The organism is Rhizobacter terrae (genome assembly GCF_003852895.1).
GTDB lineage: Bacteria > Pseudomonadota > Gammaproteobacteria > Burkholderiales > Burkholderiaceae_C > Albitalea > Albitalea terrae.
In genome coordinates this window covers 632,201-644,608 of the sequence record NZ_QUSW01000003.1, presented here as the reverse complement: position 1 = coordinate 644,608, position 12,408 = coordinate 632,201, and the positions used below count along the sequence as shown (strand labels likewise).

The following is a 12,408-nucleotide window of genomic DNA, read 5'->3' as shown; positions in this document are numbered from 1 at the left end:
CGGCATGCGGACTCGGCAGGACAATCCTGCCCGAGCCTGTTCGTATGCAGTCGCCACCCATCCCTCATGACGAAGCGCGCCGCATGGCGGTGCTGCGTGAGCTTGGCGTGCTCGACAGCGACGCCGAGGCCAGCTTCGACTCGCTGGTCCACACCGCCTCGCGGCTGACCCACTGCCCCATCTCGCTGCTGAGCTTCGTCGACGACACGCGCCAGTGGTTCAAGGCCCGCGTGGGGCTGGACGTGTGCGAGACGCCGCGCGAGTTTTCGTTCTGCGGCCACGCCATCCTGGAAGAGGGCCTGTTCCAGGTCAACGACACGCTCGCCGATCCGCGCTTTGCGGACAACCCGCTGGTCACCGGGCCGCCCTTCATCCGCTTCTATGCCGGCATGCCCATCGTCTTCAATGGCGTGCGGCTGGGTACGCTCAACGTGATCGACCGGCAACCGCGCACGCTCAGTGCCGATGAGGTCGAGGCGCTGAGGCACCTCACGCGCATCGCCAGCGACCTGCTGCGCAGCCGCCAGCGGCTGGCCGCCTTCAACGAAGAACGGCATCGCCTGCTGGATTTCGCCCGCGCTTCGGGCGACTGGATGTGGGAGACCGATGCGCAGTTGCGCCATTCCTGGGTGTCCGACGGCGTGGAGGCTGTGTTGGGTTGTCCGCCCTCATCCCTCATCGGCCAGTTGCTCACCGCCGCACCGGTCACCACCGAGGAAGGATTCGGCCAGCCGGACGCCGCTGGTTTCGCCGCGCTGCTTCGCCGCCGCGAGCCTTTCTCGCGGGTGGTCACCGAGCAGCGCACGACCAGCGGCCTGGCCTATGTCTCGCGCAGCGCCGTGCCGGTGTTCGACGACCACCAACAGTTCCGCGGCTACCGCGGCACGGCGCGTGACATCACGGCCCAGGTGCGGGCAGCACGCCGCTCGCGCACGCACGACATCCTGCTGCGCAAGCTGTCCTCGCAGGTGCCCGGCGCCATCTTCCAGTTCCGCATGGATGTCGCGGGCCACTTCTCCTACCCCTACGCCAGCGAGGGGCTGAAGGAGCTGTTCGGCATGGACATGCCCATCGAGGGCGAGGTGTCGACGCCGCTGCGCGTGGTGCATCCCGACGACCGCGCCGGCTTCATGGACGCCATCCGCGAGTCGGCGCTGCGGCTCGCGCACTTCCACCGCGAATACCGCATCGTGCGAGGCGACGGCAGCCTTCGATGGCTCGAGACCCGCGCCACGCCGGAGCGGCTGGACGATGGCGGCACCCTGTGGCACGGCTTCACTGCGGACGTCACCGAGCGCAAGGAGATCGAGATCGCGCTGCGACGCTCCGAAGAGCGCTGGGAGATGGCGGCCGATGCAGCGGGCATCGGCATTGCGGAGGTCGACCTGGGCAGCAAGCTCATGAGCATGGACCGGCGCGCCTGCATCAATCATGGACTGCCCTATCCGCTGCAGGGCTACACCATGGGGCAGTGGGTCGAGACCATCGACAGGTCTGACCGCGAGGCCGTGCAGGCCGGGTTTCAGCACGCGCTGGCCACGCGCACGACGCTGGAAACCCGCTGCCGGCTCGTGCGGCCCGACGGCAGCGAGGTGATGCTGGAGATCACCGCGCGCGGCCGCTACGACCCGCAGGGACAGCCGACCAGCCTGGTGGGCACCTGCCGCGACGTTACCGCGCAGCACGCGGTCGACCGGCTGCAGCGCGACAAGGAAGCCGCCGAGCGCGCCAACCGCGCCAAGAGCGAATTCCTCTCGCGCGTGAGCCACGAACTGCGCACCCCGCTCAACGGCATCCTGGGATTCGCGCAGGTGATGGCGCTGGACCGCGTGGACACGCTCGCCCCCGCGCAGCAGCGGCGGCTGCACAGCGTGGAGAGCGCGGGACGCCGGCTGCTCGGGCTCATCAACGACGTGCTGGACCTCACCCGCATCGAGAGCGAGGACTTCTCGCTGCGCGCCATCAGCGTGGATGCGTGGGCGGCGATCCGCGACTGCGCCGATCTCATCCAGCCGCTGGCCGACGAGGCCTGCATCCGGTTGATGCCGCTGGGCGACCGGACGCCGGTGTGGGTGAAGGCCGATCCGCGCGGGCTGGAGCAGGTGCTGGTGAACCTGGTGTCCAACGCCATCAAGTACAACCGGCCGGGCGGCCGCGTCGAGTTCGAGGTGGTGCCTGACGGTGCCCAGGTGCGCATCGGCATCCGCGACGAAGGCCGCGGCCTGTCGCTGCAGCAGCAGGCTTCGCTGTTCCAGCCCTTCAACCGCCTGGGCGCGGAGAACACACGCACCGAAGGCAGCGGCCTGGGCCTGGTGATCTGCCAGCGCCTGGCAATGGCCATGGGCGGCGCGCTGCATGTGAACAGCCGGCCGGGCTTCGGCTCGACCTTCTCGGTGGAACTGCCCGCTGGCACGGCCAGCGCGCCGCAGCCGCAGCCGCAGGCTGGCTCGGTGCTGCAGCTGCCGCCGCTGCCGGCCACCGGGCCGCGCGAGGTGCTCTACATCGAGGACGAGCCACTGAACATGGTGCTGATGGAAGAGGTCTTCCGCACGCAGCCCGAGTGGACGCTGCTGGTGGCCGACGACGGCGCGACGGGCGCGCGCATCGCCCGCGAATCGCGGCCCGACCTCATCCTCATCGACATGAACCTGCCCGACACCAATGGCCTGGCGCTCATCCGGCGCCTGCGGCAGGACCCGAGCACACGGCAGCTGAAATGCATCGCGCTGTCGGCCGATGCGATGCGCGAGCAGATCGACGCAGCGCTCGCCGCGGGCTTCGATGACTACTGGACCAAGCCGATCGACATTCGGCGCGTGCTGAGCGACCTAGGGCGGTTGCTGGCCTGATCCGGGCAGGCCAAGGACCGGGCAAAGAAAAAAGCCGGTGCAGTGCACCGGCTTTTTGAGGTGAGGCCCCGAAGGGCCGTCACGCAAGGCTCACTTCAGGTGGCCGTTGATCAGCTTCGTCATCTCGAACATCGAGACCTGACCCTTCTTGAAGATTTCCTTCAGCTTGGCGTCAGCGTTGATCATCGTGCGCTTGGCTGCGTCTTGCAGCTTGTTGGCCTTGATGTAGTCCCACACCTTCTTGGTGACTTCCGTGCGCGGAACCGGCTTGTCGCCAATGATGGCGGCCAGTGCAGCGCTCGGGGTCATGGCCTTCATGAAGGCGGCGTTGGGGGTGCGCTTCTTGGCGGGAGCCTTCTTGGCCGGAGCCGCCTTCTTCGCAGGAGCCGCCTTCTTGGCCGGCGCTGCCTTCTTGGCGGGCGCCGCCTTCTTCGCCGGGGCCTTCTTGGCCGGAGCGGCCTTCTTTGCTGCCGCCTTCTTGGCGGGAGCCTTCTTCGCAGTTGCCATTTCGATTCTCTCCATCAAATGAGTTGTTGATGTGGCGGGCTGGGTGAGAGCCGCATGAACTCTCGTTTCTCCAGGGACCGCGCGGAGCGAATGGTACTGCGTGTGTGCTGCATTGAGAAGCAGTTTTCATAGGAGAAACGCGCAATCTTCAGAGGAGAGAAGCCCTTTTGTCGCAGGCAGACATCACTCGACGCACTCTCTCGCGTCCCTCGTGGCTCCCTCGTGAGCGCTTCTCGGCCTCCTCTTGCGGCCTTCGAGATCAGGGCGAGGACACTTCGACGGCCCTCGCAGGAGCGTGCGCGCATGCCCGATTTCCCTCGGCGTTTCCCTCTGCGGCGCGCTCCGCGCAGGCATCACCGCCGGCCTGCGCACAGCGCCCTGCGGGCGATGCGCGGCACTTGCCGCGAGCGTGGCGCACGCTATGCTGCGCGCCTATGAAGCTCATCGTCCGCTGGATGCTCCTGGCCGCCGCGCTGCTGCTCGTGGCCCATCTCTACCCCGGTGTCGAGGTCAAGAGCTTCGGCGCCGCGATGATCGCGGCCTTCGTGATCGGGCTGTTCAACGCGCTGCTGCGGCCCATCCTGGTGCTGCTCACGCTGCCGGTGACGGTGCTCACCGTGGGCCTGTTTCTGTTTGTCATCAACGCGGTGATGTTCTACGCCGCGGCCGCCGTGCTGGGCAACGACTTCAACGTCACCGGCTTCTGGGCCGCGCTCATCGGCTCGCTCATCTACAGCCTGTGCGGCATGGTGATCGACGTGGCGATGGAGCGCCTGTTCCCCGCGCGCTGAAGCCTGTCACCAGGGCCCCGGCGGCCGCTCAGCCGCCGCCTTGCCGCTCTTCGGCCATGTGGGCCTTGCGCTGGGTCTCGATGTCGCGAAGCCGCGCGTCGATGACCGAGGCCTCGATGAAATCCACGCCCTTGCCGCTGCGCGCCATGCGCTGGCCGGCCTTGAGCCGGTCGACGGCGCCGGGCAGGTCGCCCACTGCGTAGCGCGCCTCGGCCTCGGCGCGCAGCGAGCGCAAGGGCTGGTTCAGCCGACCCCAGACTTGACCCAACACGGTCCAGGCTTCGGCATCCATGGGGTGCCCGCTGACCCAGGTCTGCAGGTCTTCGGACACGCGCCGCAGGGCCGTCTCGTCGCCGCCCTGGGCCAGCGCGATGCGGCCGGCGAACAGCGTGACGGGGCGCGAAGGCTCGTTCGCGTAGGGCTTGAGGGCCTTCTCGGCACGGACAGCGTCGCCGCGTTCCAGCAGCGACTGCACGTTCAGCAGCACCACTGCGCGTTCGGCGCGCGCGTCGCTGCGCGGACTGCCTTGCACCAGGCCCATCGCGCGGGCGATGGAGGCGTCTGCCCGCTGCCAGTCGCGCAGCAGGCTGGAGGCCAGCGCACTTTCGTAAGCCGCGGCCAGCTTGTCGGCGACCGTGGATTGACCGGCATCGTTGTCCAGCGCCTGCCAGCGCCGCAGCGCATCGGCGCGCGGATCGGCCAGCACGCGGGCGCGGGCCTGCGCGGCGGTGTGCTCCAGCACGCTGACCGGCGCGACCGGCGCCGCGGTGCCCAGGCGCGCACGCGCTTCGCCGATGCGCTCGGTGTTCAGCGGGTGGCTGCGCAGGTAGGGGAAGTTGCCGTAGTCGTTGAGCCGTGTCGATTGCGAGAGCTTCTCGAACATCGCCGCCATGCCGCCGGGTGCGAAGCCGGCGGTGGTCATGACGGCAAAGCCGATGCGGTCGGCCTCGCGCTCCATGTCGCGCGAGAAGTTGAGCTGGCCCTGGATGCTCGCGGCCTGCCCGCCGGCGATGATCGCCTGGGCGCCGTCCATGCTGTTGCTGCGCGAGGCAGCGATGATGCCCAGGATGGTGGCGGCGATGCCGATGAGCGATTGCCGCTTGTTGTTGGCCATGCTGCGCGCGATGTGGCGCTGCGTGATGTGCGACAGCTCGTGGGCCAGCACCGACGCGAGTTCGTCGCGGGTCGCGGTCATGCCCATCAGCCCCAGGTGGACGCCGATGTAGCCGCCGGGCAGCGCGAAGGCATTGACGCTGCGGTCGCGCACGAGGAAGGGCTCCCAGGCGAATCGCTGGTCGAGGTCGGGGCCGATCTCACCGCGCTGGCGCGCCGCGACCACCAGCGGCTGGAAGATGCCCTGCAGGTATTCGAGCAGGATGGGGTCGTCGGCGTAGTCCGGATCACGGCGGATCTCGCGCATGATCTGGTCGCCCAGCTTGCGCTCGGCACCCACGCCGAAGTCCTCGCCGGTGGAGTCGCCCAGCGCGGGCAACTGGTTGGAGGCCGCGACGGCCACCGGAGCCGCGGGTGCGGCCAGCGCCGCGGCGCACAAGGCCGCCAGCAGGCGCTGGCGAAGCGGGCGGGAGGTGCGGAGAGAGAAACGATTCACGCGGAAGTCCTGCGGCGAAAGAGGGGTTCGAGCCTGAACCTCGCTGTGAGTTCGCCCGATGTGGCCTGACTATCATGCCAGCATGACATTGCCGGCTTGTTTCGAGTCATGACCATGCCCTCCACCCCTGATTCTCCCTCTGGCACCGCCTCGTCCGGTGGCCTTACCCACTTCGATGCCGCCGGTCAGGCGCACATGGTGGATGTGTCAGCCAAGACAGAAACCCATCGCGTTGCGCGTGCCGAGGGCGAGATCCGCATGCAGCCCGCGACCTTCGAGCTGATTCGAAGCGGGTCGGCGAAGAAGGGCGACGTGCTCGGCGTGGCGCGGATCGCGGCGATCCAGGGCGCGAAAAGGACCGCGGACCTGGTGCCGCTGTGCCACCCGCTGCCGATCACGCGGGTGGCGGTGGAGTTCGAACTGGACGAAGCGCAATCGTGCGTGCGCTGCACGGCACAGGTGGAGACATTGGGCCGCACCGGGGTTGAAATGGAAGCGCTGACGGCCGTTCAGGTGGGGCTGCTGACCGTTTACGACATGTGCAAGGCGGTGGATCGCGCGATGGTGATGGGCGGGATCCGGGTGGTGGAGAAGAAGGGCGGGAAGTCGGGGGATTGGGTGGTTCCCTCGCCCTGAAATCCACCTGCGGCGCAACGCCGAATCAGTGCTGAAGACTCAGCGGAAGTCGCGGTAGTCCATCGATGACGCGGGGCGCTGGCACTGAAAGCTGCCAGCAGGTGGGTCGGCGGAATCACAGGGTGCGAAGTAGGCTGCAGCATCGGCATTCTTGAACTCGCGCAAGCGCTGGGCGATGTGCCGGGCACGTTCGAGATCTCCTCGTTCGGCATAGGCCTTGGACCACGCGATCATCAAGCGCGTGTCTAGCAGATTGTGCGTGGCCGTCCTGAACGAGGCCATGGCATTCGAAGGGCTGTCGGCCGTCGTGGCCGCTGCGTAGTCCGCCTGATACCCGAACAACATGCTGCGGCGACCCGATTCGATGCGCTCGCTCAGCGGCACCCCATCACCCGATTCAAAAATCGGGACCACGCGCATGTAGTCGGCGAAGGCCAAGACACTGCACATCAGCAATGCACTTCCTGCTGCCGCGAGGGCTTTGGGATATCCAGTCGCAGGGCCAGCCAAATCCTTCGAGCCGGATTCTGGCTCGCGAATCGACAGTGCAACACCAAACGCAAAGGCACAGGGCAACAGGAAATACGAGTACCACAGCGGATACTCAAACATGCTGTGAACACTGATCATGAGAACAACCATTGATGCCGTTCTCCCGATGCTCGATGCCTGAGTTGCATGGGCTCGCCAGCTGTTGCGGAAGCTGGTAAACAGCGCGGCCGTCATGAAGCTGAGGATCAGCAACGCCATCGGAATTCCAAGTTCGACGGCAAATTGCAAAATGATGTTGTGCGTGTGGTCGAAAAACGCGACCGGCCGATGCGGGAACGGCGTCAGCGACCACGCAAAGTTGAACTCCCCGAAGCCCACGCCAGTCCACGGATGCTGTGCAACGAGGGCGAGAGTATCGGACCAGATGGCATAGCGCGAGCTGGAGATGTCCGCCTGTGCTCCCATTCGTGCTTCGCCACCAAATACATTGCCTGTGGTGTGTGCCCATTCACGCAGCCCCCACCATCCGGCTCCATAGACCAATGGCATCACAAGCATGAACAAGCGGGCCGATTTGGGAAGGCGCCGATCCAGCAGCCCCCAGGCGGCCAACAGGATGACATCGAGCAATCCGGTCCTCGATCCTGTGAGAACGATCGCAAAGACAAGGAACACGCAAAGGCCTGCTGCAAGGACACGATGCACCAAATCCGATTGCCACATCCAAACCATCGCCACCAGCGACCAGACCAAGAGGCTACTGAGGTGATTCGGCTGGCGAAGGTTGCTTGATGCGCGGCCGTCACCGGCCATCGCGGCAATCCAGTCACCACCCGACCACTCAGGCACAAAGACCTGCACGCAGCCCAGCACGCCTCCGACCAAGCCAGCAGTCAGCAGGGCCAGGCAGAAGCCGCGGAAGATGCCGTGGATCGAGGGGGATGCACCGGCACCTGCGCCCACCAACAGAACAACAATGGCCGCAAGGATTGTCCCCACGGCGCTCAGTCCCAGCGTGGATGGATAGCCGACAAGGATGGATGCAATTGCGCTCGCAACAAGCAAGGCCAGCGGCACGAGAAGGAGCCATACCGGACGCCATGCGGTCGCGCGAACGCGCACCTGCATGGCAATCACGATGGCCGCGATACCCCAGCCGGCCAGTGCAGCGACCTGATTGAAGAAGGTTGATGAGGGCGCCAGATTGAAAGTAATCAACGTGGGGCAAACGATCGCGACGATCAAGGCCGTGGCAGCCGGAATGACACGGGAATCGGCGCCGGAGGAAAGGGAGTAGTCGGTCATTCGCGGGACAAGACAGGCATCGGAAAGGCTCCGATTATCGTGGTGCCGCCTTGACCAGTGGCATCAACGCCGGGGTATCGCCGTTGGCCATTTCCTCGAACGAGCGCAACAGACTCGCGTAGGCCTCAGGACCATGAATGCCGCGAAACCGCGCAAGTTCCTCCAACGCCTGCGCAGGCTTGTTGTTGAGCTGCAGCGCAATGATGGCCCTTGGAAGGAAAAAACGATTGGGGAAGCGTCTGGATATCCGGAGCAGATCGGACAACGCCTGATCGTCCATGCCGGCCCGGAGTTCCAGATGTCCCATGCGAACGGTCTCGCGCATCTGGTCGAGCACCCAGGTGTCGGGCGTGCGGCCGGCGGACTCCAGGCCTTGGATGTGCGCCAGCTTCATGCGCAGCAGCCGGCCCTCATTCTCCACTTGCACGTAGTCATGCATGACAGCGATGACAGTCGCGAAGACGGCGACCGCCACCGCGCCGATCACAGGCCGCGGCACCTGGACTCCACGGGTTAGGCCAGCCATGGATTCCATCTGGCCCGCGACAAACGCAAAGGGCAGCAGTGCATAGGCATAGGTGTGGGGGTACTCCAGCATCGCATGCGTGCCGATGCACGTGAGAATGGCCCATCGCAGCCACTGACCCTCGTCACGCACTGCCCACGACATCTTGAAATACCACCAAGCGAGGCCGGCAGCCGCCGCCACGCCGATTGGCAGGCCGTTCCAGAGGATGAGATCGAGGAACAGGTTGTGCGCGTACGCGGAATATTCCAGCCCGGGGACCATGGGCGCCACCGCTCCTTGGGCGGTGTGGATCTGCATCCAGCCAAACCCCTGCCAGGGAGCCATCTGGATGGCAGCCACCATCTGCTTCCACAAGATGGGTCTCAGGCCGGCCTCCAGCCTCATGTTGGGCATCTCGGTGTTCATGAGCAGCCACTCAGGCGCGTAGACCGTCAGCACATGCAAGGCGGAAAAACCGGCGATGAAGACGGCGGCGGTGACGGGCCGGATCAAGTGATGCCCGATAGCGCGCGACCGCACGAATGTCCAGGCCAGAACAACGAGCGTTGCGAGCCAGGCCGTGCGCGATTGCGCCAACGCGATGCCCACCAAGAGGAACAACGAAAGGGGCAGAGCCCCCATGCGTCCCAGACGGCCCGTTCCGTTGAGCCAAACCGTCGCGAAGACTCCGCAAAGCAACAGGGTGGCCAGGTGATTCGACTGCGCAAGGTTGCCCATCGCCCTGCGGCCCGGATCTGCGTCCACAGCCCATATCCCCATGCCCGTGAGCCCAAACCATTGGTAAAGGGCCACAGCGGTCGAGGCGATACCGGCGGTGACAAGCAACCACGCCAGGCCACGGAGCCGCCGTTGAGAATCCTCTTCACCAACCATCGCACCACCTGCCCACCAGCACAGCGCGGCGCCGGCAAGGTACGTCTGTGCGAGTGCCGCGTCTCCCTTGAAGATGATCAGTCCGCCCAGCCACTGAATCCATGGAACCAGCGACAAGCCAAGCAACGCCAAGGATGCAAAGGGCACGAAGGCCCGGGAGGCGCCGGCGTGTAGGGCGGCACCGACGAGGAAGGCGGCACCAATGGCGGCTGCGGTCTCACCATAGAAGCTCGTCCACGGCAGGTAGTGATTTGGCATCAACCAGGCGAGCCACAACAGGCATGCCGCCGCCAACGGTAAGGACAGCGTCGTTTTGGTCTGCATTGGCAAGAACTTGAGGGTCAACGCAAAAAGGGGTGGCAGATGCCACCCCTTTTGCAGTTCAAATCGAAGTCGATTACAGCGTGCCGCGGCAGGAGCCAGGCAGGAACTTGGCCAGAACGGTAGTGGTACCACCACCACAGCGCCAAGCCTTGACCGTGCCACCAGCAGCGGGCGCCGTGCAGGTCGTGCCTGTCGTTTCCGTGCAAGGCGCCAGTTCCACAATGCCATCGGCACCGGTACCAACGTTCTGAGACGTCACCTGAATGATGCCCGTACCGGTCGTCACGACACTCGCCACGTACTTGCTTTGGGCGGTGCCAGAGGTGGACTCACAGCCCCACGCGCCGGCAGCAGGCAGACCGCCGGACGAAGCCGACTGGTACACCTCAGTGATGGTGGTACGGCAAGCGGAGGCAGCCAGGATGGCTTCCGAGACCTTCGCCCGCTTCGTGTAGTCCTGATAGGCCGGCAGCGCGACAGCCGCCAAGATGCCGATGATCGCGACGACGATCATCAGTTCGATAAGTGTGAAACCTTGCTGAACGCGCTTCATGAGGGTGCTCCTGGGAAAAAGATGGTGAAACTCGCCCTCTTCCAGTTGCAGAGCCCGTGCCAAGCGGCCGGGCCCGAATTTCTGAGACTTTTGCCCGATCGACTGACGCGGACGGTCACAAATTGTTGGGCCGGCTTACGACTGGCTCTTTGAACTGACGCAAAACGTCAGCCACTGAAAGACCCAGCTCAATTTGTTGCCCTGCTTGCAACGCGTGTATGCGGTGAGGTGTGTCAAAAGTCGAGACGCCGTTCATCACCGCGCAGACCTCGCCCGGCTTCATGTGGGTGACGTAGACATCCACGCTGCCGGCAAGGTGTTGCAACTCTTGCCGCAAGGTGGACGGGCAGAGATGACGGCTCACATTGGCCAGTTGGCTCTCGTCGTCGCTGAACGCCGTCTCGATGATCAGGTGCGCCACTTTCATGGACGCCAGACGTCGCCAGAGGGCCGGGTTCGGCCCCGTGTCGCCGGTGTAGACCCACCAGCCACGGTCGCCGCCCGCGTCCACCGCGAAGCCCACGGCAGGGACGGTGTGGGCCGCGCTCAGCACCTCGATGCGGTGCCCGTCCAGGGTCAGCACCTCGCCCACTTCGAGCGGCTCGAAGCGCAGCGCAGGCGCCTCGGGCGTCGGCAGGCGGGTGAAATCAGGCCAGATGACGCCGTTGAAGATGTGCTGGCGCAGCGCATCCAGCGTCTGCGGAAGGGCATGGACCACGATCGGCGGGCGCTTCCTCGCCACCCGCGCGCGCATGACGCTGTCGGCCAGCAGGCCGATGGCCAGCACGTGGTCGAGGTGGGAATGGCTGATCAGGATGTGGTCGATGCGCGCCAGTTCGTCCAGCGTCAGGTCGCCCACGCCGGTGCCGGCATCGATGAGGATGCTGTGGTCCAGCAGGAACGAGGTGGTCCTGCTTCCGGCGGCTATGGCCCCGGAGCAACCGAGGACGCGAATGATCATGTCGGGCGTTGGCGGGCCGCCGCCCGCAGGCGTCGGCTGGGTTCATCGATCCGCGTGTGGCCGAACCGTGCTCGTCTCACTCGCGCGTGGCCGAATCTTGATGGTGGAAAACCCTGGGCGCAAGGCGCCGAAGTCGCGATTTCTCGTCAATCGAGGGGGCGAGCCGCGAACAGTCGCCAAGGCTGTGAAAAGTTCACGGCTCACCCTGGGCATCCAGGGCGCACGCCGCGGATTTTCAGAGCTGCACGAACTGCATCTGCGTGCCGGCCAGCTCGATCACGTCGCCGTTCTTGAGCTGCACGGTCTCCCCGGTCAGCGGGTGCCCGTTCACGGTGGGACGCAGGGAGCCTTCCACGTGGGCAAAGACGTAACCGCCCGGACGCTTGGTGATGGACGCCACCTGCACCCCGGGCTTGCCCACGGTGGTGACGACCTTGGTGAGGTTGACCTCGCGCCCGGCCGCCGCACCGTTCAGCACCCGGATGGAGGCCGGCATGGAACCGGATCCAAGCGCGCCGAAACCAGAGCTGCCGAAGCCCACCGTCGGCGAATAGCCGGCCGGCGAAGGTTGTGCCGCATGAGCCGCGGTGGGCAGGGCCCCGGGCTTCATGATCATGGTCTTTTCGTAGTCGGTGCCGTCTTCGACGAGGTACTTGATCTTGTACTTGCCGATCTCGACGGTGTCGTTGTGCGTCAGCAGCTGCTTCTTGACGGCCTTGCCGTTGATGTAGGTGCCGTTGGTGCTGTTGAGGTCTTCGATGAAGACGTCGGCGCCGACCATCTGGAGCACGGCATGCTCGCCGGACACCGCGAGGTTGTCGATCACGATGTCGTTGTAGGGGCGCCGCCCAAGGGTCGTCTTGTCCTTGGTGATCTGCACCTCCTTGATCACCACACCGTCGAGCGATACGACCAGTTTGCCCATGCTTGACCTCGTGCCTCGTTTTCGTCTCTATCTCGTTGCCGCCGGGGTCTCCAT

At 65.5% G+C, this 12,408-nt stretch carries 10 protein-coding genes; 3 read left to right on the top strand and 7 right to left on the bottom strand.

Annotated features, from left to right (window positions below):
• Window positions 1-44 precede the first annotated feature (44 nt).
• On the top strand, window positions 45-2,849 hold the full coding sequence (locus DZC73_RS14575) for an ATP-binding protein (protein WP_124541034.1): 2,805 nt from the start codon (window positions 45-47) through the stop codon (window positions 2,847-2,849).
• 90 nt (window positions 2,850-2,939) lie between these two features.
• Here the strand turns inward: DZC73_RS14575 and DZC73_RS14570 are convergent, their stop codons facing one another.
• On the bottom strand, window positions 2,940-3,356 hold the full coding sequence (locus tag DZC73_RS14570) for an SWIB/MDM2 domain-containing protein (RefSeq protein ID WP_124541033.1): 417 nt from the start codon (window positions 3,354-3,356) through the stop codon (window positions 2,940-2,942).
• 434 nt (window positions 3,357-3,790) lie between these two features.
• Between DZC73_RS14570 and DZC73_RS14565 the strand changes: the two genes are divergently transcribed.
• Window positions 3,791-4,147 (top strand): phage holin family protein, encoded by a 357-nt coding sequence (locus tag DZC73_RS14565; RefSeq protein ID WP_124541032.1) that lies wholly within the window; start codon window positions 3,791-3,793, stop codon window positions 4,145-4,147.
• Window positions 4,148-4,175: 28 nt separating this feature from the next.
• Here DZC73_RS14565 and DZC73_RS14560 read toward each other — a convergent pair whose 3' ends face one another.
• Window positions 4,176-5,756: a M48 family metalloprotease gene (locus DZC73_RS14560; RefSeq protein ID WP_124541031.1), complete on the bottom strand. Its 1,581-nt coding sequence runs from the start codon at window positions 5,754-5,756 to the stop codon at window positions 4,176-4,178.
• A gap of 114 nt (window positions 5,757-5,870) precedes the next feature.
• Here DZC73_RS14560 and moaC point away from each other — a divergent pair, with 114 nt between their 5' ends.
• On the top strand, window positions 5,871-6,392 hold the full coding sequence (gene moaC / locus DZC73_RS14555; protein ID WP_124541030.1) for a cyclic pyranopterin monophosphate synthase MoaC: 522 nt from the start codon (window positions 5,871-5,873) through the stop codon (window positions 6,390-6,392).
• 39 nt (window positions 6,393-6,431) lie between these two features.
• Here moaC and DZC73_RS14550 read toward each other — a convergent pair whose 3' ends face one another.
• The 5 genes from DZC73_RS14550 to DZC73_RS14530 form a co-directional block, all read right to left on the bottom strand.
• The gene (locus tag DZC73_RS14550) at window positions 6,432-8,189 is read right to left on the bottom strand and encodes an O-antigen ligase family protein (protein WP_124541029.1); all 1,758 of its coding nucleotides are present in this window, start codon (window positions 8,187-8,189) and stop codon (window positions 6,432-6,434) included.
• Between the two features lie 34 nt (window positions 8,190-8,223).
• Window positions 8,224-9,915, bottom strand: a complete 1,692-nt coding sequence (locus DZC73_RS14545) for a PglL family O-oligosaccharyltransferase (RefSeq protein WP_124541028.1) — start codon at window positions 9,913-9,915, stop codon at window positions 8,224-8,226.
• A gap of 73 nt (window positions 9,916-9,988) precedes the next feature.
• Complete coding sequence (locus tag DZC73_RS14540) at window positions 9,989-10,468, bottom strand: pilin (RefSeq protein WP_124541027.1); 480 nt, start codon at window positions 10,466-10,468, stop codon at window positions 9,989-9,991.
• Window positions 10,469-10,583: 115 nt separating this feature from the next.
• On the bottom strand, window positions 10,584-11,429 hold the full coding sequence (locus tag DZC73_RS14535) for an MBL fold metallo-hydrolase (protein WP_124541026.1): 846 nt from the start codon (window positions 11,427-11,429) through the stop codon (window positions 10,584-10,586).
• Window positions 11,430-11,664: 235 nt separating this feature from the next.
• Entirely contained in the window at window positions 11,665-12,354 is a 690-nt protein-coding gene (locus DZC73_RS14530) for an FHA domain-containing protein (RefSeq protein ID WP_124541025.1), read from the bottom strand.
• Window positions 12,355-12,408 lie beyond the last annotated feature (54 nt).